Raw genomic sequence first — 23,130 nt, forward strand, 5'->3', positions numbered from 1 at the left:
CCGCGCAACGGCACCTCATCGAGGCCGTCTTCTTGCACACTCCGCCGGGCGCGAGTCTTATCACTCTCACCCATGGAGTGCTAACCAAGTATTAGCACTCGACCCAAACGAGTGCAAGCCAGCCCCCGGCCAGCGGTCAGCTGTCCAGCTGGGCGATCAGGTACTTCGGGGCGGTGAGGCGCCAGGCTTCGGTGACCAGTTCGCGGAGCTCGTCCTCGTCGGCCAGGTCCACCTGGATGAGGATCCAGGCGAAGCGGCCGCCCGCCCAGGACGGCGTGTAGACCTCCGGGTTCTCGGCGACGAGGGCCTCCTGCTCCTCGCGGAGCGCCTTGAGGTGCAGGCGGGTCTGGTCCTCGGACAGGTACGCGAAGCTCTTGTTGCGGACCTTGAAGACCGGCTGCCCCGCCCACCCCTCCTGCTCCTCGGCGCCCGGCAACCCCGCCATCACCTTCACCACCGCCCGCACATCCATACCCAGCACGCTAGGTGGCCCCACCGACAGTTCGGATCAGCGCGCGACCGTCACGGTCACGGTCGAGCCGACGGGCAGCATCGTGCCCGCGGCGGGTGATACGCCGAGGATGGTGCCGGACGGGTAGCTGGGGGATTTCACCCGCTTGTACTGCATCTTGAGTCCGGCGGCCGCCAGCAGCGGCGCGTAGGCCTCCCTGACGGGGTTGATGGGCGCACCCGCCAGCGACGAGTAGCTAGGGACGCCGGACCGGTCCGGCACGATCTGAATCCAGCCGAGCATCCTGTCGACCTGCTCGGCGCTCGTCGACGACTCCGCCTGGAACCACACCTTGAGCGACGGAATGCTCACCGTGCTGCCACAGGTCGTTGTGTTGGCCTTGGGGTAGTTGGACGTCGAGCAGGTCGTCCGCTGCCGCTCGGCGCGCACACCGTCGATCTCGAACGCCTCGTCGGCGTGGAAGTCGGCTCTAGGCCTCCCGTAGTACAACCCCACGCTCTCGACGCCCACCGGGCGATGCATCATGCAGTACTGCGCTGCGCTCGGGTCGTCGAGCAGGACGGTGTCCTGTTTTGGTGTGCCGCACATGCTCTTGTTGGTCGGCCAGTCTGCGGGGACAGCGATGGCGGCGTGGCCGAAGCCGACCAGGCGGGTCGCAGGTGGGAGGGGCGCCGGGGTTGGGGTTGGGGACGTCACGGGGGTGGTTGGGTCGTGGGAGGTCAGCAGGGTCGTCCCGCCGATCACCGCAGCGACAGCAACCACGGCAGTGGCTGTGAGTGCCGTCGTACGGCGGCGGCGTCGGCGGGTCGCGCCTGCTCGGAGGGCGTCCAGCGGGGGTGGGCCTACGGGGGTCTGGTCGGCGGTGCGGGCCAGGAGGTCGGTCAGGTCGGTCATCGGGGTTCTCGCAGTTCTGCCAGGTGTGGGTCCTGTGCCAGGGCCTTCACCGCTCGGGACAGTCGGCTCTTGACCGTGCCGGCGGCGACGCCCAGTACGGACGCCATCTGCTGCTCGGTCAGGTGCGCGTAGTACCGCAGTACGACGGCTGTGCGCTGGTCGCCCGGCAGGCGATCGAGTGCGCGCATCACGGCGTCTGTGTCGTCAACACCTGCCGTCTGGTCACTGCCCGGGGACTCCGGGAGCGACGCGGACGGCAGTTCCCCGTGCCAGCGACGCCTGCGGGAGGAGCGGAAGCAGTTGACCAGTACGCGGTGCACGTACGCGTCACGGTCTTCCGCTGCCCGTACCCGGTTCCACTTGAGCAGGCAGCGCTCCAGCGCGGACTGGACGAGGTCCTCGGCTTCGGACGGCGTACAGCCGAGCAGAACCGCGGAGCGGACCAGCGTGGGCCAGCGTGCCGTGACGTACTCGGTGAACTCGTCCATACCCCTCCTCACCCTTAGAGACAGGCTGGGGGATGCGGTGGGTTCCACGAAAGTCGTCAGGGGCGGGTCAGGGGTCGGTCGGTACCGATCCTGATGTGCTGGAGGGGCCCAGAACGGGACAGTAGAGCCATGACGAACTCCAACGCACCGTTCCAGAACCTCTCCGGCAAGGTCCTCCGTCGCTCCGGCAACCAGCGGATGCTCTCCGGCGTGTCCGGCGGCATCGCCGAGTACCTGAACGTCGACGTGACCCTGGTCCGCCTCGGCTGGGTCGGCCTCACCCTCATCACCGGCGGCGCCGCCCTGATCGGCTATGCGGTCGCGTGGATCGTGATCCCCGAGTCCGACGGCAAGGCGGTTTGGCAGAACGTCCAGCAGTCGGTCAACCAGAACCAGAACCAGGACACGACCGAGGACGACATCGCTTCCCGGCTCTACGACGACACCAACAACAAGCCCCCGGCGGCGTGATCCCCGCGGCGCCGGTCGCCCGCCCGACCCCACATTTGCCTGGTTGACCAGCGAACTCGGGGGTTCTTGACCCGTATTCACGGTGTAGAACCCCGAAGCTGCTGGGTCAGCCAGGCAAATTGCTGGGTCAGCCAGGAAATTGGCAGGGGTCACACGTTGAGGGCGGGTTTGCGGAGTGCGGCGACCGCCTGGTCCGGGTGGTCGGAGAAGACACCCTGCAGGCCCAGAGCGGCGAAGCGGGTGAGTTCGGTGGTGAAATCGGTCCCGGCCGGCAGGAAGCGGCGCTCGGCGCGGAACGTCCAGACCTGGACGCCCAGACCGGCACGGTGGGCGTGGTCGACCAGGTGGGTGGGTTCCCCGAGACAACCGTCCGCGTTGCGCGGCACCACCAGGTCCTTGTACGGCGCCAGCACCTGAGCGTACGTCGCGATCTCCCGCAGCCCCCGCGGCTCGATCAGGTCGGCGTACGTGCGCCCGTCACCGGTCCGCAGGAAATCGTCCGGCGCGCTCTCGGAGTCGATCAGCTGCACCAGCGGCACCCGTGTCATCACCGACAGCCGCCGCAGGCTCGTCGGCTCGAACGACTGAATCATGATCTCGTCCGGACGCAGCCCGAGCGCCAGGATCCGCTCGGTGAGCAGCTCCTCCAGCGGCAGGCCGAGTCGCCGGAAGTACGTCGGGTGCTTGATCTCCGGCAGTACCCCGATCGGCCGTCCCAATCGCGCCGACTCCCGGCGCGCCAGTGCGACCACCTCGTCGAAGGTGGGGATCTCCTCCAGCCCGTCGTACGCCGTGTTGCCCGCCCGGAGCGCGGGCATCCGCTCCCGGGCCCGGAGCGTCCGTAGCTCGGCGAACGTGAAGTCCTCGACGAACCAGCCGGTGACCGCGGTCCCGTCGACGATCTTGGTGATCCTCCGGTCGGCGAACACCGGGTGCTCCGCGACGTCCGTCGTACCGGAGATCTCGTTCTCGTGCCGGCAGACCAGGACGCCGTCGAGGGTGGCGACCAGGTCAGGTTCCAGGTAGTCGGCTCCCTGAGCCGCGGCCAGCCGGTAGGCCGCCGGCGTGTGTTCCGGGCGGTAGCCACTCGCTCCCCGATGCGCGATCACCAACATGGAACCAGGACAGGGGCCGGACATGACCCGGTGGGAACCCGTTGCCCAACGCAAGGTGAAGGTCTACCGACCGTCACCGTCACCGCGTGTGTCCGGCCGCGCCGCAGGTGCGATTAATTCGCATGCGACTGTCGGGGGCGACACCTAGCCTGAGAAGGCTATGAGACAACTGCCGCTCGCCGATCCCGGCGTCCCGAATCATCGCTCGCCGGCCCGCTACCTGTGGTGGGTCGCGGGCGGTCAGGCACGCACGCTGGCCGGTGGGATGGCGTTCGGCATCCTGTGGATGGCGGCGCAGGCGTTCATCCCGGCGATCCTCGGGCGGGCGATCGACGAGGGCATCGCGGCCCGCGACGGCGAGCGGCTGCTGCGCTGGACCGCGCTGCTGTTCGCGGTCGGCGTGGTGCAGGCGACCGCGGGCATCATGCGGCACCGGTTCGCGGTCACCAACTGGCTGACCGCGGCGTACCGGACGGTCCAGGTGGTGACGCGGAAGTCGGCCGACCTCGGCGCGACGCTGCCCAAGCAGCTGGCCACCGGAGAGGTGGTCAGCATCGGCGCGGGCGACCTGTCCTACATCGGGAACCTGATGGAGATCTCGGCCCGGTTCGCCGGCGCGATCGTCGCGTTCGTGGTGGTCGCGGCGATCCTGCTGTCGTCGTCGACCGTGCTCGGTCTGGTGGTGCTGATCGGCGTACCGATCATGCTGTTCTGCCTCGGGCCGATGCTGCGGCCGCTGCACAAGCGACAGTCCGCACAGCGCGAGGCGGTCGGCGAGCTGAACTCGCTGGGTTCGGACATCGTGGCCGGTCTGCGCGTGCTGCGCGGGATCGGCGGCGAGGAGTCGTTCTCCCAGCGCTACCGGAGCGAGTCGCAGCAGGTGCGGAAGGCCGGCGTACGGGTAGCCGGCATCCAGTCCGTGCTGGACGCGGCACAGGTGCTGTTGCCAGGCATCTTCGTCGTGCTGGTGGTCGGCCTGGGCGCGCACTTCGCTCTGCGCGGTGACCTCAGTGCCGGCTCACTGGTCGCGTTCTACGGGTACGCGACGTTCCTGGTGCTGCCACTGCGTACAGCGACCGAGTTCGCCAACCAACTGATGCGCGGACTGGTCGCAGCGGGCCGGGTGATCCGGGTCCTGAAGCTGGAGACCGACATCACCGACCCGGAGACACCGGTGCGGCTACCGGACCACGGCGACCTGGTCGATCCGGTGTCGGGCGTCCGCGCCCGCGACGGACTGCTCACCGCAGTCGTCTCCGCAGAACCGGACAGCAACGACAAGCTCGCGGACCGCCTAGGTCGGTACGACGAGACCAGCGAAGTCAGGTACGGCGGTGTGACGCTGGCCAGCGCTACGCGGGCAGATGTCCGGGAGCGGATCCTGGTGAGTGACACAGGCTCCCAGCTGTTCACCGGTGTGTTGCGCACGGAGCTGGACCCAGCAGGTCGTCGCACTGACGACGAGCTGATGGCCGCGCTGCGTACGGCGTCCGCCGAGGACGTACTCGTTGCGCTGCCGGACGGACTCGACTCCGAGGTGGAGGAGAAGGGCCGCTCGTTCTCCGGTGGACAACGCCAACGGCTGGTCCTCGTCCGCGCGCTGCTCGCCGACCCGTCCGTGCTGGTCCTGGTCGAGCCGACCTCGGCCGTGGACGCGCACACCGAGGCGCGGATCGCGGAGCGGCTGCGCGACCACCGGTCCGGCCGCAGCACCGTCGTCCTGACCGCGAGCCCACTGCTGCTGGACCGCGTCGACGAGGTGATCTTCGTCGCCGCCGGCCGAGTCGTTGCCACCGGCAAGCACCGCGAGCTGCTCGAGAGCACACCGCAGTACCGCCGGACCGTCACCCGCCAGACCGAAGAAGAGGAGGCCCTCCGATGAGGCAGATCCTGCCCGTGGCCGGGTCGGCCGAGATTCGGCGGCATGCCCGGCGACTGGCCCGGCGGCACCCGCGCAACCTGACGATCGCGCTGGTGCTGCACGGGCTCGCGGCGGTCAGCGGGCTCGCGGCGCCGCGGCTGATCGGCGACTTGGTGGAGGGCGTGCAGAACGGCACGACCGCCGCCAAGATCAACGTGGTGATCATCGTGATCGCCGGCTTCATCGTCGCGCAGTCGCTGCTGACCCGCTGGGCGCGGTACCGGTCGTTCGCGCTGGGCGAGCAGGTGCTGGCCGAGCTGCGGGAGGAGTTCGTCGACAACGCGCTCGCGCTCCCGATCGGCACGGTCGAGCGGGCGGGCACCGGTGACCTGCTGTCGCGGACGTCGCGCGACGTCGACACGTTGTCCCGGACCGTGCGGTTCGCCGTACCGGAGACGATCATCGCGTTCGTGACCGTGATCTTCACCGTGGTCGCCACGCTGCTGGTCGGCGTCTGGGTGCTGGTGCCGATGGTCGCGATGGTCCCGCTGCTCTGGCTGAGCACGAAGTGGTACCTGCGCCGCGCCAAGGACGGGTACCTCCGCGAGAACGCGGCGTACGCGCAGATGACCAGCTCGCTCGCGGAGACGGTCGAAGGCGCGCGGACGGTCGAGTCCCTGCGCCGGTACGACGACCGTGTGCGGCGCGGTGACGTGGACATCCGGGGAAGCTACTTGGCTGAGCGGTACACCCTGTTCCTGCGCACCGTGTACTTCCCGGCCGCCGAGCTCGGATATCTCGTGCCGGTCGTCGGCACGCTCCTGTTCGGCGGCTGGATGCACCTCAACGGGCACGCCTCGCTCGGCGCCGTGACGGCCGCCGTGCTGTACGTGAACCAGCTGATCGACCCGGTCGACCGGCTGCTGTCCTGGCTGGACGAGCTCCAGTCCGGCGGTGCCGCGTTCGCGCGGCTGCTCGGCATCAGCGACGTACCGGACGACCGGACGCCGTCGGGGCGGGCGCCGGACAGCGAACTGGTCGAGGCGCGTGACGTGCGGTTCTCGTACGTCGAGGGCCGCGACGTACTGCACGGTGTCGACCTGACGATCCAGCCGGGCGAGCGGATCGCGATGGTCGGTCCGTCCGGTGCGGGCAAGTCGACACTGGGTCGACTGGTCGCGGGTATCCATCCGCCGCGGACCGGTTCGGTGACGGTCGGCGGTGTGGGGATGACGGAGCTGCCGCTGGACGAGCTGCGCAAGCAGGTCGCTCTGGTCACGCAGGAGCACCACGTCTTCGTCGGAACGCTGCGGGACAACCTCTCGATGGCGCGTCCGTCGGCAACGGACGCGGAGCTGCTCGACGCACTCGGCGCAGTGGACGCGCGAGAGTGGGCCGTGGCCCTGCCGGACGGGCTCGACACCCGGGTCGGTTCAGGTCAGCTGGCGTTGACGCCGGCGCAGGCGCAGCAGTTGGCGCTGGCACGGCTGGTGCTGGCCGACCCGCACACGCTGGTTCTCGACGAGGCGACGTCGCTGATCGACCCGCGGGCCGCGCGGCACATGGAGCGCTCGCTGGCCGCCGTACTGGAAGGCCGGACGGTCATCGCGATCGCTCACCGTCTCTACACCGCCCACGACGCCGACCGCGTCGCAGTGGTGGAAGACGGCCGCATCTCGGAGCTGGGCAGTCACGACGAACTGGTCGCCCGCCAAGGTTCGTACGCCGCCTTGTGGAACTCCTGGCATGGCTGACAGCAGAAACCCCCGCAAGGTCACCTCTGACCTTGCGGGGGTTGCGCTCCTTCTAGCGCTTGCGCAGTACCAGGACTGCTGAATCGACATGCGGCGGTGGGGTGAAAGCCTTGCGGGGAAGGCGAAGTCCGATCGACGGGTCGTAGTGGCGGAACCACCGGTTCGCCCCGGGTGCGTCACCGCGAACCCACCGATTCGCCACCTGCCGCTGCAGCACCAGATCCGCCGACACCAGGCGTGAACCCGGCGTCAGCAAACGCTTCAGCAACAGAGTGGAGATGTTGTACGGCGGACTCGACACCACCCGGAACGGCCGCGACGGCAGTCGCAGCTCACCGGCATCGGCCCGGACCACCGTCACCGGCGCGTCCGCGAACCGCCGGCGCAACCGATCGGCACGGCCGGGATGGAGTTCGACGGCGACCACCCGGGCGCCGGCCCGGACCAGCGGCGCGGTCAGCGCGCCGAGTCCGGCCCCGACATCGAGGACGAGCTCGCCGGGAGTGATCCCGGCCGCGTCCACAACCCGTTCGGCCCAACGACTATCGAGCGGATGCCATCCCCAGGCACCCCTCGCCTGCCCGGAGGCGGGCACGACGGACCATCACGAAGTACGTAATCATGCGCCCGACCCTAGACCGCAGCGACGCCTTGACTCAAAGCATTTTCGGCGTCGCGCCCAGTGCCGTCACAGTCTCCGTCGTACGACGCTGTGCCAGCTCGAGCCGGCTCTGCTTCGCCACCGAGTCGCCCTTCGCGAGCTCCCGGCGTACGTCGAGAACGCGGACCGGGAGCACGTCCGTCATGAGCAGCGGCGCGTACTCGGCCGCCGTCGTCCAGCGATCGCCGGTGCGGGTGAACGTGAAGCGGGCCAGCAGACCTTCGGCCTTGGTGCTGTTCGGTTCGCGATGCGCGGCGACCAGGTTTCCGAGTCCGTACGCGACCCACTTGCCGTCGATCTCCTCCATCGGCTGCACGACGTGCGCATGGTGACCGATCACCAGGTCGATGTTGCTATCGGCAAGCAGTTCCGGAGCGACCTCGCGCTGCTGGTCGTTGAGCTTGTTCGAGTACTCCGTACCCCAGTGACAGCTGACGAGCACAAGGTCGGCACCGCGGTCGCGGGCCTCCTGGGCCTTCAACTTGATCGTCTTCGCGCTGATCTTGCCGGCCCGCCAGGTCTCGCCGTTCGGGTACGGCAAACCGTTGAAACCAAAGGTGAAGCTGAGCGACGCGACCTTCACTCCCCCGACGTCGACGATCGTGATCTGCTCGGCCTCGGCCCGCGACCGCGCCGTACCGGCATGTTTCAGCCCGACCTTGTCCAGGGTGTCGAGCGTCCGGTCGATGCCGGCCGCGCCGCCGTCGAAGCTGTGGTTGCTCGCGGTCGTGCAGAGGTCGTAGCCGGTCTGCTTGAGCGCGGTGGCGATCTGCGGCGGCCCCTGGAAGAGCGGGTAGCCGTGGTACGGCCCGCCTTCGCGAGCCAGCGGCGTCTCCAGGTGCGCGATCGCGAGATCCGCCTTCTGGACAAGGGGTTTCACGCTGCCCATCAGCGGCGCGAAGTCCCAGCGGCCGTTGTCGCCGTCGCGTTTCGCGGTGGTCCACAGACGTTCGTGGAGCAGTACGTCGCCGGTCGCGACGACCGTGATCCGGTCAGCCTGCTTGCTCTGCTTCGGCTCCGCCGTGTTCGTCGGCCGATCACCTGTCGTGTTCGCGAAGGTGTCCGCCATGCATCCGCTGGTCGCCACCGCCGCGGCTCCAGCGAGCATTCCCCCGAGCACCGCGCGTCGTCGTACCGCCATCCCCGTCCCCCAAACCCTAGTTGTCGTTGAAGACGCCGCCCAGGTCCTGTTAGTTCGGGGTGTGGTAGTAGTACCGGTATAACTATCCCGGAGGAATCATGGTCGAGTTGAAGACGCCGGCGCAGATCGAGCAGATGCGCGCGGCCGGGCAGGTCGTCGGCACCGCGCTCGCAACGGTGAAGAAGGAAGCCGCGGTCGGCGTCTCCCTGCGCGAACTCGACGAGGTGGCCCGTGAGGTACTGCGTTCCGCCGGAGCGGTGTCGTTGTTCGACGGGTATCAGCCCGGGTTCGCGACCTCACCGTTCAGCGGCGTGATCTGTACGTCGGTGAACGACGCCGTACTGCACGGGCTGCCGTCCGACCAGCGGCTCGCCGACGGCGACCTGCTCAACGTGGACTGCGGCGCCTCCATCGACGGGTGGTGCGCGGACTCGGCGATCAGCTTCTGCGTCGGCACGCCGCGGGCCGAGGACCTGGAGCTGATCGCGACGACCGAAGAGGCTCTCGCCGCGGGGATCGCGGCCGCTGTCGAGGGCCACCGGATCGGCGACATCGGCGCCGCCATCGGCGAGGTCGGGAACCGCGCCGGCGTCGGCACCAACCTGGACTTCGGCGGCCACGGCGTCGGCCGCCGCATGCACGAGGAGCCGCACATCCCCAACGGCGGCCGCCCCGGCCGGGGCCTCAAACTCCGCGCCGGCCACGTCTTCGCGATCGAGCCCTGGTTCTGGTCCGGTCCTGGATCCACCTACAGCATCGACGAAGACGGCTGGACCCTCCGCTCCGCCGACCGAACCCGCGGCGCCCACGCCGAACACACCGTAGCCATCACCCCCGAAGGCCCCCAGATCCTCACCCTGCCGTAGTCGAACTCGGGGATCGGGAACACTGGCCGAGCGGACTCTCCCGCACCGCAGCACATAGGGATCCGGGGAGTCCTACCCACCTGAAACGGCCAGCAGAAGTCCCCAAACCAACGGCCGGCCGGCGCTACGATCACCGCGGCCATCGGCCCTCCCCAGATCTGGCGCCGGACACTATGGTTCGCTCATGGAAGAGGAACCTCTGAGCATGACCTCACGCCGGAAACCTCCGCGACGAGACTTCATGAGCCGAGCGCGGATTCGCGCCATGACGGCGTGGGTCAGAAGAGGGCTTCTTGGGTGGGCTCAGGGCGGTGCATGCCGTTGATGGGGGCTGGGCGGTGGGTGGAGCCTCGGGCGAAGCCGTGTTTGGCCAGTAGTGGGCGGAGTTTTTGGTCGAAGGCCTTGCGGTAGCTCGGGGACGCGTTGGAGCCGTGGGCATACAGGGAGTTGTAGCGGCTGACGAGGTCCGGGTGGTCGTGGGCGAGCCATTGCATGAACCACTCCTTGACGCCGGGGCGTAGGTGGAGGAGCAGCGGGGTTACACCGGTGGCGCCGGCCGCGGACAGTTGGGCCAGGAGATCGTCCAACTCATCCGTCGAGTCGGTGAGCCAGGGAAGGACGGGGGCGACCATGACGCCGCACGGGAGGTCGGCGTTGCGGACGGCTCGGATCAGGTCGAGGCGGCCGCGGATCGAGGGGACGCCGGGCTCGAGGCGACGTCGGAGTGCTTCGTCGCCCAGGGCGAGGGAGAGGCCGATGCCGACGGAGACCTCGGTGGAGGCCTCGGAGAGCAGGGACAGGTCGCGGCGGAGCAGGGTGCCCTTGGTGAGGATGGACAGTGGCGTGCCCGAGCCGGCCAGGGCCTCGATGATGCCGGGCATCAGGCGATAGCGACCCTCGGCGCGCTGGTACGGGTCCGTGTTGGTGCCCAGGGCAACTTGTTCGTGGCGCCAGGACGGGCGGGCCAGCTCGCGACGCAGGACGTCGGCCACGTTGGTCTTCACGACGATCTGCTGGTCGAAGTCCCGGCCGGCGTCGAGTTCGAGGTACTGGTGGGTGGGTCGGGCGAAGCAGTACCGGCAGGCGTGCGAACACCCGCGGTACGGGTTGACGGTCCAGTTGAACGGCAGCGCCGTACCGGGCACGGAGTTCAGCGCCGACCGCGCCAGCACCTCGTGGAACGTGATGCCCTGGAACTCCGGCGTCGTCACCGACCGGACCAGCCCCGCGATCGACCCGAGCCCCGGCAACGTCCCCGGAGTCTCGGCGTCAACCCGCTGACCGGCCCACCTCATGCATCATAGTCGAACACATGTTCCCGTGACCGTCAAACGGCGGCGGCCCGCGCAGCCTCCTCGACACGCGCGCGGTACGCCGCCCACCACTCCGCGTCCTGCTCGGGGAGGTTCGAGTTGGTCGGCCTCATGCCGGCGGCGCCGTCCAGTTGTTCGCGGAGGATGTCGGCGTGGCCGGCGTGGCGGTTGGTTTCGGCGAGGACGTGGACGAGGATGCCGTGCAGCGTCACCGACGGGTTGCGCCACCACGGCACCTGGCCCGGCGCGTCCAGGTCGAGCGCCTCGATCGTCGCATCCGCGTGCGCGCACGCCCGCAGGTAGCGGTCGACGATCTCGGCGCGCGTCTCGTCGGCGGTCGCCCACATCTCGACGTTCGGCTCGGCGTCGTCGTCCCACCACGGCAACTCTTCGGCGAACGGCCGGTCGAAGGTCTTCCCGAAGTACCAGGCCTCGACGATCGACAGGTGCTTGACCAGGCCGAGGAGGTTGGTCCCGCTCGGCGTCAGCGGCCGGCGGACGTCGTACTCGCCGAGCCCGTCGAGCTTCCAGACCATCGCCTCGCGGGCCTCGCGGAGGTAGTCGTGCAGTTTTTCCTTCACAACCGCGAATCATGCCTCAGCCGAAGACCGCCGCGTTGGCACGGGCCCACTCGCGGTACGTCGTACCCGGGCGGCCGGTGAGGTCGAACACCGCCGGCTCCGGCTTCATCGGATGTTCGGCCATCATCCGGAAACCGTCCAGCAGCCACTGCGCCGTTTCGCGACCGATCACCGGCGCCAGCCCCTCGACGTACTCGTCCGGCGTCAGCTCCTCGAACCGCACTTCTCGTCCGAGCACCTCCGAGATACAGGCGACCTGCTCCGGCGGCGTGATCCCCTCGGGTCCGCTCATGGTGATCTTCTGCCCGCCGTACTCCTCGGACAGCAGCACCACCCGCGCCACCGCCGCGATGTCGGCGAGGTCGATCGGCGTCTGCACCGCGTCGCCGTACGGCGCTCGCACGACCCCGTCGGCCTTGATCGACGGAGCCCAGTCGAGCGTGTTGTTCATGAACTGCCCCGGCCGCAGGAACGTCCAGTCGAAGCCGCCCGCCTCGATCGCCCGCTCGATCCGGTAGTAGTGCCAGGTCGACGGATCCCCTTGCGCCTCGTAGTCCGCAGGCTCCCCCGACAGTACGACGACCCGCCGCACGCCGGCGTCCCGCGCACAGCGGACGAAGTCGTCGACGTACGCCGGAAGCGGCGCAAGGTACACGGTGTCGACGCCGGCGAGCGCCGCGGGCAGCGTCTCCGGCTTGCCGAGGTACCCGCGCGCGACCTCCACACCCTCCGGCAGCGCGGCCCGGGCCGTCTTGTTCGTCAGCGCCCGCACCGGCGCACCCGCCGCCACCAACTCGTCGACCAGCAGGCGGCCGACACTCGCGGTCGCACCCGTCACCAGGATCGTCATCTCGCTCCCTTCTCTACCTGAATTCCCGTAGGGTATACGAGAATTCAAGGAAGCGCCTATCGTTGGCCCCGTGAGCGAGCGGCGGAGTGGCGAGGGGCAGCCGGACAAGACGCTGGCGTTGTTGTGGCGCAACCACCGCCAGCCGACCGCTGCCGAACCCGTCGACGGGGTGGCGAGAAAGCGCGGCGCCGGCCGTCGGCCGTCGCTGAACGTGGACGACGTCGTCCAGGCAGGCATCCAGCTCGCCGACGACAAGGGGCTGGCGGCCGCGTCGATGGGAGGACTCGCGAAGGAGCTCGGCGTCGGCACGATGACGCTGTACACGTACGTGCCGTCGAAGGAAGAGCTGCTCGACCTGATGGTCGACCAGGTGCTCGGCGAGCGGGAGCTCCCCGGCCCGGGTGAGCCGCGACCGGAGGACTGGCGGGAGCAGGTCGAGCTCTACTCCCAGCAGACCCGTGCGATGTTCCAGCGGCACCTGTGGTTGTCACAGGTCTCGACGATCCGCCCGCCGGTCGGACCGGGCATGTTGGCGGGTCGCGAGTACCTCCTGTCCGCGTTACTCGGTCTCGGACTCGGAGCGCTCGAGACGAACACCGCTGCGCTCGCAATCACGACGTACGTCGACTCGGCGGCGAGCCTCGAGGCGGAGAGCCAACTGGTCGAGCGCGCGACCGGTCAGACCAACGACGCCTGGTGGTACGAGCGGAACGAGCTGTGGGAGACGTACTTCGACGTCGACCGGCACCCCGCGATGACCACGATCTGGCACGCGGACGGCTACCAGTCGTCCACCCGCGAAGCCGCCGCCGACTCCTACCGCTACGGCCTGGACCGCCTCCTCGACGGCATCCAGCCCTAGCTCCGGGCGCCGGTGAGTACGTCGGCGCCGACCGGGTTGAGCATGTGCCGCACCGAACTGCCGATGCGATGCGTCGTCACCAGGCCGGTGTTGTGCAGGATCCGGGCGTGCTCGCTGGCCGAGGCCAGTGAGATCCCGGCCCGGGCCGCCAGTTCGCTGGTCGAGCACGCACCACTCGAGATGCTCTTCAGCACCCGCGCCCTGGTCTTCCCGAGCAGGTCGGCCACGGCGCGATCGCGGTCCGCACGGCGTACGACGGCCTCGGGCCGGCCGGCGTGCCGCACGGGGTACACCAGCACCGGTGGCAGCGCGGGATCGAGCAGCATCATCGGGTACTTCCAGCAGAAGAACGACGGCACCAGTCGCAGCCCCCGGCCGTTCAGGTGCAGATCCCGGTCGATGTGCGGCATGTCGACCGACAGCACCGGCGCCTCCCAGCGCAGCGTCCGGTGCAGCTGCGGTATCAGCGACTCGAACCCGTCGTTGGCGACCGTGTCGTTGTGCTTGGCAACGGTCGACTCGATCGCCGGCGTGATCATCGGCATCTGCGGCGCGATCTTGGTCCGGTGGAACGACCGCAGCCCGTGCACCAGCCGGGTCATCACGCCGTTCTCACCGGCCGCGAGCCGCCGGCTCCAGGCGGGCAGCCGGACGCTGTCCGACAATCTGCCCAACTCGGATCTCAGCTGACCGGGCGGTGTGGCGGCGACCGCCGCCAGTCCCGCCTTGAGTCCCTGACCCGCGGCGCGCGGTGTCAGGAAATCCGGTGAATAGCCGACCGGCGGCGCCAGCGCGAGCAGCTCCTGCTCCAGCGCGCTCAGCCGGGCCCTCGCCCGCTCCCGCCAGGTGCCGAACGTCTCCGGCTCGTCATCGGTCTGCAGGACGTGGAGCCCCAGCAGGACCTCCCACAACGGATCGGGCTCCTGCGCGATCGTCGTCCTCGCCAGATCCGCACACTCGAAATGAACGCGGAACACCACGGTCTCCTCCCCCGAGGAAAGTCACCCGCCGTGGTCAACGGGCAACATAAAGACCGTAACAGCGGTCCGGGTCACCCACCGTGACGTATTACTCCCACTCGATGGTGCCCGGGGGCTTGCTGGTGACGTCGAGGGTGACGCGGTTGATCTCGTCGACCTCGTTGGTGATCCGGGTCGAGATGCGCTCGATCACGTCGTACGGCAGGCGGGCCCAGTCGGCGGTCATCGCGTCCTCGCTGGTGACGGGGCGCAGTACGACGGGGTGGCCGTACGTGCGGCCGTCACCCTGGACACCGACCGACCGTACGTCGGCCAGCAGGACCACCGGGAACTGCCAGATGTCGCGGTCGAGACCAGCCGCGGTGAGCTCGGTGCGGGCGATCAGGTCCGCGGCGCGCAGGATGTCCAGCCGCTCGCGGGTGACCTCGCCGATGATCCGGATGCTCAGGCCGGGGCCCGGGAACGGGTGCCGGTAGACCATCGTCTCCGGCAGGCCGAGCGCCAGGCCGAGCTCGCGGACCTCGTCCTTGAACAGCGTCCGCAGCGGCTCGATCAGGCTGAACTGCAGGTCGTCGGGCAGCCCGCCGACGTTGTGGTGCGACTTGATGTTCGCGGTGCCGGCACCGCCGCCGGACTCGACGACGTCCGGGTACAGCGTGCCCTGGACCAGGAACTCGATGTGCCGCTCGGCGTCCACCTTGCGCGCGGTCGCCTCGAAGGTCCGGATGAACTCGCGGCCGACGATCTTGCGCTTCTGCTCCGGGTCGGTCACCCCGGCCAGCGCGGTCAGGAACTGCTCCTCGGCGTCGATCGCCTCGAGCCGGATCCCGATCGCGGCGACGAAGTCCTTCTCGATCTGCTCCGACTCGCCGGCCCGCTGCAGACCGTGGTCGACGTACACGCAGGTCAACTGGTCGCCGATCGCCTTGTGCACCAGGGCCGCCGCGACCGCCGAGTCGACACCGCCGGACAGCGCGCACAGCACCTGCTTATCGCCGACCTGCTCGCGGATCAGCGCGACCTGCTCCTCGACGACGTTGGTCGTGGTCCAGTCACCCTTGCAGCCGGCGATCTCGTACAGGAAGTGCTCGAGGACGGCCTGCCCGGCCTGCGAGTGCAGGACCTCCGGGTGCCACTGCACGCCGGCGAACTTCCGGTCCAGATCCTCGAACGCCGCCACCGGCGCACCCTCGGACGCCGCGAGTACGGCGAATCCGGCGGGCGGCGCGTGCACCGCGTCACCGTGGGACATCCACACGTTCAGGTCTTCGGGTACGTCGGCGAGCAGGGTCCCCGCCTCGCTCACGGTGACCGGCGTCCGGCCGAACTCGCGCAGTCCGGTACGCCGGACCTCGCCGCCGAGCGTCTGCGCCATCGCCTGGAAGCCGTAGCAGATCCCGAACGCCGGTACGCCGGCCTCGAACAGCCCGGAGTCGACCCGCGGCGCGCCCTCGGCGTACACCGACTGCGGGCCGCCGGACAGGATGATCGCCTTCGGCCCCTTCGCCAGCATCTCCTCGACCGGCATCGAGTGCGGCACGATCTCGGAGTACACCTTCGCCTCGCGCACGCGGCGCGCGATCAACTGCGCATATTGCGCCCCGAAATCGACGACCAGGACCAACTCATGCTCTGCCACGCGCAAAGCCTATCGGTGCAGGTCAGCAGGGCTGTAATCCGCGGCTCGGGCAGTCACCGGCAGCACCTCGTTGGTGACCTCCAACCCCGGAAACCGCCGCCGCATAGCAGCCTCGTACCGAGCCGCCCCCGCCTGCTCGCCGATGTAGTCAGAGATCAAATGCACACCGAACCACAGCCGCACACGACATCGAGTCGGAAAGCTCACAACCCGGACGCTAGCGACGCTAGTTGTCCACTGTGTTACCGATAGTTACAACCCGAAGACGAGCTCCGCAGGCATGCTGAGGGCCCGTCGCGGTGGGAAAGAAAACATCGCTGGATGACGAATGGTTTCCCCGCTCACTCGGTCGATCAAGGCGAGCAGCAAATCAAACCGCCTTGGGACGCGAAGCCACCACCAACTGCGCCGGGGCGCGGAACGAGAGCAGGTCGATCGTCTGCGGGTGCTCGACTAGCTGTACTCCGCGGAGCAGCTCGCGGGTGCAGTCCAGGGCGACTTGGGTTTCCATTCGGGCTAGGGCGGCGCCGAGGCAGCGGTGGATGCCTATGCCGAATGCGAGGTCGGCTGGGCCGCCGTGGCCGCTCAGGCCGAGCAGGACGGGTGCGCCGGCTGGCAGCTCCACGTCGGCCAGGGTCGTCGGCTCGGCGGTGATGCGGCGCCAGGTGGGAACCGACGACGCCTCCTGGAGAACCTGATCCACCGTCGTACCGGGATCTTCCAGGCAACGCTGGAAGGCGGTGGAGATGAGTTGGGTCGTGGTCTCCTGGCCGGCGATCAGCAGGAAGTAGCCGACCGCGCACACCTCTTCATCGGTCAGCCCCAGACCGACCAGCACACCGAACAGATCGTCACCCGGCGCCTTCCGGGCGGCCGTCGTCCGCGCGCGCAACCAGGCGTAGAACTCGGCCGCGCTGTGCGCCAGCTCCAGCTGCCGGTCCTCATCGGGCCAACCCCAGAACAGTTCCAGCGAGTCCAGGCTCCAAGCCTTCAGTGCAGGTACGTCGACATCCGTCAGGCCGAGCAGGTGCAGTACGACGAGCGCCGGCGGCTCCGCGGCGATCGCCTGCACCAGATCGACCTGTTGACCATCAGCAAGGGCTCTCAAAGCAGCCGTGACACGGACGGTGTTGAGCTCCCGGGTCAGCGGTTCGGCGGCGGCGACGCGGGCGGGGCTGAAGAAGCGAGCGACGGCGGCACGGATCGGGCGGTGCGACTCCCCCGCGTTGTTCGCGAGGGTCGGCGGCAGCGCGAAGCCGACGCCGGACAGAACACGGAGCGCCTTCACAGACAGCGGCGTGTGAGCGAGTACGGCGTTGTCCGGGCGGAACGTCTGCGGGTCGAGCAGCACCTCACGCGCCAGCGCCGGGTCGTCGACGACCCAGTACCCGAGCGTCTCGTCGTACCTGGCCGGGCAGCCGGTCACTCGAACCATCCCGGTGCGGCGGCCCGGAACTCCTCTCGGCTCCAGGTGCCCGCCCCGGCCGGGATCCGCCCGATCACCGGGACCCCGGTCGTCGCCGGCAGATCCTCCAGGTTGCAGCTCTCGGCGAGATCCGGCTCGGCCGGCCACGACCCGATCATCAGGCCCTCGACCGGCAGCTCCCGCGACCGCAGCGCCTCGACGGTCAGACCGGTGTGGTTCAGCGTGCCGAGCCCGGCGCGTGTCACCACCACGAACCTGAACGGCGACGTCAGATGCTCCGCGAGATCCGCCAGGTTGTTGCCATCAGCATCGAGTCCGACGAGCAGTCCCCCGGCGCCTTCGACCAGCACGGTGTCGTACTTGCGGGCGAGGTCGTCGATCGACGCGGCGTACTCCTCGACCGACGGCAGCGCGATCCCGGCGCGTCGGGCGGCGGTGGTGGGCGCGAGCGGCTCGGGCAGCCGGACGCCCTCGTGCAGCGCGGTCACGCCGCTGAGCCGGACGACTTCGGCGAGGTCGCCGGGATCGTCGGGGCCGACTCCGGTCTGGGCCGGCTTGACCACCGCGACCGACTCGCCGGCACGCACCGCGAGCGCGGCCGTGACGATCGTCTTGCCGATCTCGGTGTCGGTCCCGGTGACGAAGGTGATCATGAGACCGCTCCGATCGCGTCGACGACGACAGCACACGCCCGATCGAGATCGGCGGCGGACAACCCGGCGTGCGCGGTGAGCCGCAGCCGGGAGATGCCGTCCGGGACGGACGGCGGCCGGAAACTTCCCACCCGTACGCCGTTCCGCAGGCACAACTCGGCCGCACGCACGGTCTCGCGCGGACCCGGCATCGGGACGGAGACGACCGCACCACGCGACGGCGGCACCTCGCAGGCAGCCGCCAGCCGCGCCGCGGCCGCATGGATCGCCGCGGGACGGTCAGGCTCGACCTGCAGAACCTCAAGCGCAGCAAGGGCCGCCGCACAGGCCGCCGGATTCAGACCGGTGTCGTAGATGAACGGACGTGCCCGGTTGACGAGGTGCTCGCGGAGCACCGACGGCCCCAGCACGACCCCGCCTTGGGAGGCCAGGGACTTGGACAATGTCATGGTGACGACGACGTGCTCGAGCCCGGCGAGACCCGCCGCATGCACAGAACCATGACCGTTGCCGCTGACTCCCAACCCGTGTGCCTCGTCGACCAGCAGTACGGCGTTGTGCGCGCGGGCGACCGCGGCCAGTTCGAGCAGCGGCGCCTCGTCGCTGAGCACGCTGAACACTGACTCGGTCATCACCACCGCATGCGGTTCATTGCGCTCGGCAAGTACCTTCTCGACGGCGTCGACGTCGTTGTGCGGGACGATCTCGACCCGGGACCGCGCCAGGCGGCCGGCGTCCACCAGCGAGGCGTGCACATGTTCGTCGGAGACCAGCAAGGTTCCCGGTCCGCCGAGGGCGGTGACGACACCGAGGTTGGCGAGGTACCCGGACGAGAACACGAGCGCGGACTCCTGCCCCGCGTACGCCGCCAGCGCGGATTCGAGCTCCTCGTGAAGTTCCGTCGTACCGGTGACGAGGCGGGACGCGGTGGCGCCTGTGCCCCAGGTGCGTACGGCGTCGGCGGCGGCCGTCACCACCCGCGGATCGCGCGCGAGACCGAGGTAGTCGTTGCCCGCGAGGTCGATCAGGCCACCGTCCGCGGCCCGGGCAACGAGCCGTCGGGTCAGGCCCCGGGCCTCGAGCGCGGCCGCCTTTGGAGCCAGCCAGTCCTCCAGCATCAGCCGGCCTCCTCGACCGCGCCCGTGATCGCTGCGCCGATGGTGGCGATGTCCTCGTCGGTGCAGATGTACGGCGGCATCGTGTAGACGAGATCGCGGAACGGCCGGACCCAGACCCCACGGCGCAACGCGGCGTCGGTCAGGCGCGGCAGATCCACCGGCCCACCGAGCTGTACGACGCCGACCCCGCCCAGCACCCGCACGTCCTTCACCGCAGGCAACTCGGCCGCCGGAGCAAGCCCCGCCGAAAGCCCTGCGGAAATCGCAGCCACCCGAGAAGCCCAGTCCTGGGAAAGCAGCAGGTCGATCGATGCGAGGGCGACCGAACACGCGAGCGGGTTCGCCATGAACGTGGGCCCGTGCATCAGCGCACCACCCGGTCCGTTCGAGACCGTGTGCGCGACGTCCGACGTACACAGCATCGCGGCCAGCGTCAGGTAGCCGCCGGTCAGCGCCTTGCCGACGCACAGGATGTCGGGGTCGACGCCCGCGTGCTCGGAGGCGAACAGCGTGCCGGTGCGGCCGAACCCGGTGGCGATCTCGTCGAAGATCAGCAGGAAGCCGTGCCGGTCGGCGAGCTCGCGGAGAATGCGCAGGCAGGCGGGGCTGTACGGGTACATCCCACCCGCACCTTGCAGGACCGGCTCGACGATGATGCCGGCGATCTCGCCCGCATGCCGCTCGGCCACTGCGGCCAACTCGTCGGCCCAGGCCTGCAGCTCCGGATCCGTGTCAGGCCTGTCGAAGCCGGCCGGCGGTTGAGGCCCGAACACCTGCTCCTTGAGCGCGCCGGTGAACAGCGAATGCATCCCGTTCACCGGGTCGCACACGCTCATCGGCGCGAACGTGTCGCCGTGGTACCCGCCGCGGACAGTCAGCATCCGCGTGCGGCCATGGTTGCCGCGCGCAACCTGGTACTGCAGCGCGATCTTGATCGCCACCTCGACCGAGACCGACCCCGAGTCGCAGAAGAACACGTGCCGCAGCGGCTCCGGCGTGATCTCCACGAGCCGCTCGCCCAGCCGGACCGCCGGTTCGTGGGTGAGCCCACCGAACATCACGTGGCTGAACTCGTCCACCTGGCGCTTCAGCGCAGCGTCCAGCACCGGGTTCCGGTAGCCGTGGATCATGCACCACCAGGACGCCATCGCGTCGATCGCCTCGACAGTCCCGCCCGTACCGTCGTCCAGCTGCAGCCGTACGCCGGACGCACCCTTGACCACCCGCACCGGCGACGGCTCGGTCAGCGAGGAGTACGGATGCCAGAGCAGCTCCGCGTCCCGCTGTCGCCACCCATTGACCGACTGTGACACCGTCCTCCTCCGTCCTGAGGAGTCCCAACGGTAATCGGTCTTCGCACCGACCCGACCCGCAGGTGGCCGGTATGTGAGCAGTACCCCTAGAACGCCGTTCCGGCCTTTGCGATGTGCAACGTGACGGCTACCGGATCGAGTCGCGGCTTCGCCAGCGCCATCAGCTCCTTGGCGCCCTCGACCGACTCGTCCCGGATCCACTGCACCGGCGCCGACAGCCCGAACCGCTCGACCGCGCTGGTCGCGTCGAGGAAGTCCCGCGACTCGGGCACCGACCAGGTCCGTTCGCGCTCCCAGGTGATCGCGTCCGCGGCCCGTTCGGAACGCTGCCACGAGCCGTCGTACTCGTTGCCGTGGACCAGCTGCCCGTCCGGTCGCAGTACGGCGACCCGGTCCACCCAGTCGCCCTCGTCGATCATCTCGGCGGCCTGCAGTACGCCGGCGTACCCGGCGTCGTGGCGGCGTTGCGTGGCCAGCCGGCCGAAGCCGTAGGTCTCCAGCGCGCGGATGTGCCGCTGCAGTACGCCGAGGCGGCTGACGGCCTCGTGCACCGCGAGGATCGCGACCTCCACCTGGTAGCCGGCCGCCTTGAACGCGCGGGCCGACGTCGCGAAGGCCTCCGGGTCGACCAGTTCGGTCTCGATGACGACGTCGTACCGCTGCTGGACGACCAGTTCCTCGGCGCGGGCCAGCCAACGGAGGCCGTCGGTCTCGACGTACCGGTCGGAGGTCGTCGGAGCGTCAGTGATGGGTTCGTTCAGGCGCGGGTGGTACGCCTCGAGGGCGGTCGCGCTGAGGACCACGGGACTGTCCAGCATGGCCTTGACCAGTGCGGTGATCGCGGCCTTGCCGTCGCCGGCCTGGCCGCCGACGAAGACGACCGTCGGGTGCTCCTGCGGTGTGCCGGCGATCCGGTCGGGGACGATCCGCTCACGGAAGATCCGCTCGTTGTCCGCGTCGCTCAGCCGGAACCGGTCCTGCGCGTCGATCATCCTGCTCATCGGATCCGTCGTCCTCGCCGAGCTACCCATCGTCTTCGTCTTCGTCGACGCTGAGCAGCTCGTCGGCGTCCTTACGGATGCCGGCGACAGCCTTCACGTCGAGTACGTCGAGATCCTGCCCCCGCGCCGCCCAGGCGGCCTGTTCCGCGCGCAACGCGTCGATCACGTCGGCATCGGGTACGTCGGCGGCTTCCGCCGCGGCGAGCTGCTGGGCGTAGTACCCGACCGACTGCCGCACGCCCTCCAGGGCGATCTCGTACGCGAACAGCTGCGCCGCCGTCCAGCTCGCCTTCCCCAGCTCCGGGAGGACCTTGGAAACGGCGACATTAACCACGCCTGGACGATATCCGAAATCCCGGGTCAGCCCAAAGCGATTGGCAGTACCACTCAGTGCCACTCAGCCCGCGGTCAGTACGCCGTGGACCGAACAGCGGGCCGACCATCCCATCGGGTGGACCTGGACGATCATCCGGCGGCGGCAGCCGGCGCAGTACCTCGGTGGTTCGAGGGCCAGTGCGCGACGGCAGTCCTCGTGGCTGCCGTCGGTGAGCTCGCGGCCGCAGTGGCCGCAGTACGTCTCGGTCACAGCGTCTTCTGGAGTTCCTTCACCGGCATCTTCAGCTCCGCGAGCAGGTCGAGGTCGGCGGTCGCCGGGCGGCCCAGGGTGGTCAGGTAGTTGCCGACGATCACCGCGTTGATCCCGCCGAGCAGGCCCTCGCGGGTACCCAGGTCGCCGAGGGTCAGCTCGCGACCGCCGGCGTACCGCAGGACCGTCCGCGGCATCGCGAGCCGGAACGCGGCGATGGTGCGTAGCGCGTCCTTGCCGTCCATGATCTCCAGATCGCCGAACGGCGTCCCCGGCCGCGGGTTGAGGAAGTTCAGCGGGACCTCGTGCGGGTCGAGCTCGGCGAGCTGCGCGGCGAGCTCGGCGCGCTGCTCGAGCGACTCGCCCATCCCGACCAGACCGCCGCAGCACAGCTCCATCCCGGAGTCGCGCACCATCAGGCAGGTCTCCCAGCGCTCCTCGAAGGAGTGCGTGGTGACGACGTCACCGAAGTACGAGCGGGCCGACTCGAGGTTGTGGTTGTAGCGGTGCACGCCCCACGACTTCAGCTCGTCGACCTGGGCCTGCGTGAGCATGCCGAGCGAGCAGGCGATGTTGATGTCCACCTCGGCGTTGATCGCGTCGATGCCGGCCTTCACCTGCGACATCAGCCGCTCGTCCGGACCGCGCACCGCGGCGACGATGCAGAACTCGGTGGCGCCGGTCTTCGCGGTCTCCTTGGCGGCCTCGACGAGTTCGGGGATGTTCAGCCAGACCGCGCGCACCGGCGAGGTGAACTGGCCGGACTGGGAGCAGAAGTGGCAGTCCTCGGGGCAGCCGCCGGTCTTCAGCGAGATGATCCCCTCGACCTCGACCTCCTCACCGCACCACTTCACCCGGACGTCGTGGGCGAGCGCGAGCAGTTCCGGCAGCCGCTCGTCGGGCACGGTGAGAACCTCGACCAATTGCTCCTGGCTCAGCCCGGTGCCCTGCTCCAGAACCTGCTCACGTGCCACGTCCAGGATGTCGTTCATCGTTCTCCTGCCTCACATCTCAACGGTCGGCCTCACAGTAGGTCAGGTCGGTACGTCGGGGCTGCGGCGGGCGTCACGTGGAACACATCGGGC

24 protein-coding genes are annotated in these 23,130 nt (G+C 69.3%); 5 read left to right on the forward strand and 19 right to left on the reverse strand.

The features are described from left to right. Positions 1-136: 136 nt before the first annotated feature. The 3 genes from E0H45_RS04940 to E0H45_RS04950 are packed head-to-tail and all read right to left on the reverse strand — an operon-like array spanning position 137 to position 1,854. Entirely contained in the window at positions 137-472 is a 336-nt protein-coding gene (locus E0H45_RS04940; RefSeq protein ID WP_131335074.1) for an MmcQ/YjbR family DNA-binding protein, read from the reverse strand. 36 nt (positions 473-508) lie between these two features. After that, the gene (locus E0H45_RS04945) at positions 509-1,366 is read right to left on the reverse strand and encodes a PASTA domain-containing protein (protein WP_131335075.1); all 858 of its coding nucleotides are present in this window, start codon (positions 1,364-1,366) and stop codon (positions 509-511) included. Then, positions 1,363-1,854 carry a SigE family RNA polymerase sigma factor gene (locus tag E0H45_RS04950; RefSeq protein WP_131335076.1) on the reverse strand — a complete coding sequence of 164 codons (492 nt, stop codon included), beginning with the start codon at positions 1,852-1,854 and terminating at the stop codon, positions 1,363-1,365. The genes E0H45_RS04945 and E0H45_RS04950 overlap by 4 nt, the downstream gene beginning before the upstream one ends. A 129-nt stretch (positions 1,855-1,983) precedes the next feature. On the opposite strand from E0H45_RS04950, the gene E0H45_RS04955 reads away from it, so the two are divergent. Then, positions 1,984-2,325 (forward strand): PspC domain-containing protein, encoded by a 342-nt coding sequence (locus E0H45_RS04955; RefSeq protein WP_131335077.1) that lies wholly within the window; start codon positions 1,984-1,986, stop codon positions 2,323-2,325. Between the two features lie 149 nt (positions 2,326-2,474). Here E0H45_RS04955 and E0H45_RS04960 read toward each other — a convergent pair whose 3' ends face one another. Then, on the reverse strand, positions 2,475-3,440 hold the full coding sequence (locus tag E0H45_RS04960; RefSeq protein WP_131335078.1) for a glycerophosphodiester phosphodiesterase: 966 nt from the start codon (positions 3,438-3,440) through the stop codon (positions 2,475-2,477). A gap of 160 nt (positions 3,441-3,600) precedes the next feature. Between E0H45_RS04960 and E0H45_RS04965 the strand changes: the two genes are divergently transcribed. Together E0H45_RS04965 and E0H45_RS04970 are read left to right on the forward strand one after the other, a co-directional pair. Next, complete coding sequence (locus E0H45_RS04965; RefSeq protein ID WP_131335079.1) at positions 3,601-5,322, forward strand: ABC transporter ATP-binding protein; 1,722 nt, start codon at positions 3,601-3,603, stop codon at positions 5,320-5,322. Continuing rightward, positions 5,319-7,055 carry an ABC transporter ATP-binding protein gene (locus E0H45_RS04970; RefSeq protein ID WP_131335080.1) on the forward strand — a complete coding sequence of 579 codons (1,737 nt, stop codon included), beginning with the start codon at positions 5,319-5,321 and terminating at the stop codon, positions 7,053-7,055. Before E0H45_RS04965 ends, E0H45_RS04970 begins: the two co-directional genes overlap by 4 nt. A 52-nt stretch (positions 7,056-7,107) precedes the next feature. On the opposite strand, the gene E0H45_RS04975 is transcribed toward E0H45_RS04970, so the two are convergent. Then, on the reverse strand, positions 7,108-7,650 hold the full coding sequence (locus tag E0H45_RS04975) for a 23S rRNA (adenine(2058)-N(6))-methyltransferase Erm(C) (RefSeq protein ID WP_131335081.1): 543 nt from the start codon (positions 7,648-7,650) through the stop codon (positions 7,108-7,110). Positions 7,651-7,711: 61 nt separating this feature from the next. Beyond that, a complete protein-coding gene (locus E0H45_RS04980; protein WP_238154802.1) occupies positions 7,712-8,857 on the reverse strand; it encodes a CapA family protein in 1,146 nt (381 codons plus the stop codon). Positions 8,858-8,955: 98 nt separating this feature from the next. Between E0H45_RS04980 and map the strand changes: the two genes are divergently transcribed. Further along, entirely contained in the window at positions 8,956-9,723 is a 768-nt protein-coding gene (gene map / locus E0H45_RS04985; protein ID WP_131335082.1) for a type I methionyl aminopeptidase, read from the forward strand. A 278-nt stretch (positions 9,724-10,001) separates the two neighbouring features. On the opposite strand, the gene E0H45_RS04990 is transcribed toward map, so the two are convergent. The 3 genes from E0H45_RS04990 to E0H45_RS05000 are packed head-to-tail and all read right to left on the reverse strand — an operon-like array spanning position 10,002 to position 12,467. Then, positions 10,002-11,018, reverse strand: coding sequence for an Rv2578c family radical SAM protein (locus E0H45_RS04990; RefSeq protein ID WP_131335083.1), 1,017 nt, complete (start codon positions 11,016-11,018; stop codon positions 10,002-10,004). Positions 11,019-11,050: 32 nt separating this feature from the next. After that, complete coding sequence (locus E0H45_RS04995; protein WP_238154803.1) at positions 11,051-11,617, reverse strand: DinB family protein; 567 nt, start codon at positions 11,615-11,617, stop codon at positions 11,051-11,053. A gap of 16 nt (positions 11,618-11,633) precedes the next feature. Beyond that, on the reverse strand, positions 11,634-12,467 hold the full coding sequence (locus tag E0H45_RS05000; RefSeq protein ID WP_131335084.1) for an NmrA family NAD(P)-binding protein: 834 nt from the start codon (positions 12,465-12,467) through the stop codon (positions 11,634-11,636). Between the two features lie 70 nt (positions 12,468-12,537). On the opposite strand from E0H45_RS05000, the gene E0H45_RS05005 reads away from it, so the two are divergent. Beyond that, positions 12,538-13,329, forward strand: a complete 792-nt coding sequence (locus tag E0H45_RS05005; RefSeq protein WP_131335085.1) for a TetR/AcrR family transcriptional regulator — start codon at positions 12,538-12,540, stop codon at positions 13,327-13,329. Here the strand turns inward: E0H45_RS05005 and E0H45_RS05010 are convergent. The 10 genes from E0H45_RS05010 to bioB form a co-directional block, all read right to left on the reverse strand. Then, the gene (locus E0H45_RS05010; protein ID WP_131335086.1) at positions 13,326-14,306 is read right to left on the reverse strand and encodes an ArsR/SmtB family transcription factor; all 981 of its coding nucleotides are present in this window, start codon (positions 14,304-14,306) and stop codon (positions 13,326-13,328) included. The genes E0H45_RS05005 and E0H45_RS05010 overlap by 4 nt on opposite strands. Before the next feature lie 91 nt (positions 14,307-14,397). Beyond that, positions 14,398-15,948 (reverse strand): glutamine-hydrolyzing GMP synthase, encoded by a 1,551-nt coding sequence (gene guaA, locus E0H45_RS05015; RefSeq protein WP_131335087.1) that lies wholly within the window; start codon positions 15,946-15,948, stop codon positions 14,398-14,400. Between the two features lie 370 nt (positions 15,949-16,318). Then, a complete protein-coding gene (locus E0H45_RS05025) occupies positions 16,319-17,374 on the reverse strand; it encodes a cytochrome P450 (RefSeq protein ID WP_202872197.1) in 1,056 nt (351 codons plus the stop codon). Then, positions 17,371-18,027, reverse strand: a complete 657-nt coding sequence (gene bioD / locus E0H45_RS05030; protein ID WP_131335090.1) for a dethiobiotin synthase — start codon at positions 18,025-18,027, stop codon at positions 17,371-17,373. The genes E0H45_RS05025 and bioD overlap by 4 nt, the downstream gene beginning before the upstream one ends. Beyond that, entirely contained in the window at positions 18,024-19,145 is a 1,122-nt protein-coding gene (locus E0H45_RS05035; RefSeq protein WP_131335091.1) for an 8-amino-7-oxononanoate synthase, read from the reverse strand. Before E0H45_RS05035 ends, bioD begins: the two co-directional genes overlap by 4 nt. Further along, positions 19,145-20,416: an adenosylmethionine--8-amino-7-oxononanoate transaminase gene (bioA, locus tag E0H45_RS05040; RefSeq protein ID WP_475009174.1), complete on the reverse strand. Its 1,272-nt coding sequence runs from the start codon at positions 20,414-20,416 to the stop codon at positions 19,145-19,147. The genes E0H45_RS05035 and bioA overlap by 1 nt, the downstream gene beginning before the upstream one ends. Positions 20,417-20,544: 128 nt before the next feature. Continuing rightward, positions 20,545-21,459, reverse strand: a complete 915-nt coding sequence (locus E0H45_RS05045; protein WP_165546358.1) for a zeta toxin family protein — start codon at positions 21,457-21,459, stop codon at positions 20,545-20,547. A gap of 22 nt (positions 21,460-21,481) precedes the next feature. Then, entirely contained in the window at positions 21,482-21,793 is a 312-nt protein-coding gene (locus E0H45_RS05050) for a hypothetical protein (protein ID WP_131335094.1), read from the reverse strand. Between the two features lie 63 nt (positions 21,794-21,856). Beyond that, entirely contained in the window at positions 21,857-22,045 is a 189-nt protein-coding gene (bsaP, locus tag E0H45_RS05055; protein ID WP_131335095.1) for a biotin synthase auxiliary protein BsaP, read from the reverse strand. After that, positions 22,042-23,037 carry a biotin synthase BioB gene (gene bioB, locus E0H45_RS05060; protein WP_131335096.1) on the reverse strand — a complete coding sequence of 332 codons (996 nt, stop codon included), beginning with the start codon at positions 23,035-23,037 and terminating at the stop codon, positions 22,042-22,044. Before bioB ends, bsaP begins: the two co-directional genes overlap by 4 nt. Positions 23,038-23,130: the final 93 nt, after the last annotated feature.

The organism is Kribbella soli (assembly GCF_004331345.1).
Classification (GTDB): Bacteria; Actinomycetota; Actinomycetes; order Propionibacteriales; family Kribbellaceae; genus Kribbella; species Kribbella soli.

What these genes read in the sequence shown, in the direction of transcription:
- E0H45_RS04950 (WP_131335076.1), bottom strand. Translation starts at nt 1,854, where the DNA reads ATGGACGAGTTCACCGAGTACGTCACGGCACGCTGGCCCACGCTGGTC.
- E0H45_RS04940 (WP_131335074.1), bottom strand. Translation starts at nt 472, where the DNA reads ATGGATGTGCGGGCGGTGGTGAAGGTGATGGCGGGGTTGCCGGGCGCC.
- E0H45_RS04945 (WP_131335075.1), bottom strand. Translation starts at nt 1,366, where the DNA reads ATGACCGACCTGACCGACCTCCTGGCCCGCACCGCCGACCAGACCCCC.
- E0H45_RS04990 (WP_131335083.1), bottom strand. Translation starts at nt 11,018, where the DNA reads ATGAGGTGGGCCGGTCAGCGGGTTGACGCCGAGACTCCGGGGACGTTG.
- E0H45_RS05045 (WP_165546358.1), bottom strand. Translation starts at nt 21,459, where the DNA reads ATGAGCAGGATGATCGACGCGCAGGACCGGTTCCGGCTGAGCGACGCG.
- E0H45_RS04960 (WP_131335078.1), bottom strand. Translation starts at nt 3,440, where the DNA reads ATGTTGGTGATCGCGCATCGGGGAGCGAGTGGCTACCGCCCGGAACAC.
- E0H45_RS04955 (WP_131335077.1), top strand. Translation starts at nt 1,984, where the DNA reads ATGACGAACTCCAACGCACCGTTCCAGAACCTCTCCGGCAAGGTCCTC.
- E0H45_RS05035 (WP_131335091.1), bottom strand. Translation starts at nt 19,145, where the DNA reads ATGCTGGAGGACTGGCTGGCTCCAAAGGCGGCCGCGCTCGAGGCCCGG.
- E0H45_RS04980 (WP_238154802.1), bottom strand. Translation starts at nt 8,857, where the DNA reads ATGGCGGTACGACGACGCGCGGTGCTCGGGGGAATGCTCGCTGGAGCC.
- E0H45_RS04970 (WP_131335080.1), top strand. Translation starts at nt 5,319, where the DNA reads ATGAGGCAGATCCTGCCCGTGGCCGGGTCGGCCGAGATTCGGCGGCAT.
- bioD (WP_131335090.1), bottom strand. Translation starts at nt 18,027, where the DNA reads ATGATCACCTTCGTCACCGGGACCGACACCGAGATCGGCAAGACGATC.
- map (WP_131335082.1), top strand. Translation starts at nt 8,956, where the DNA reads ATGGTCGAGTTGAAGACGCCGGCGCAGATCGAGCAGATGCGCGCGGCC.
- E0H45_RS05000 (WP_131335084.1), bottom strand. Translation starts at nt 12,467, where the DNA reads ATGACGATCCTGGTGACGGGTGCGACCGCGAGTGTCGGCCGCCTGCTG.
- bioB (WP_131335096.1), bottom strand. Translation starts at nt 23,037, where the DNA reads ATGAACGACATCCTGGACGTGGCACGTGAGCAGGTTCTGGAGCAGGGC.
- E0H45_RS04965 (WP_131335079.1), top strand. Translation starts at nt 3,601, where the DNA reads ATGAGACAACTGCCGCTCGCCGATCCCGGCGTCCCGAATCATCGCTCG.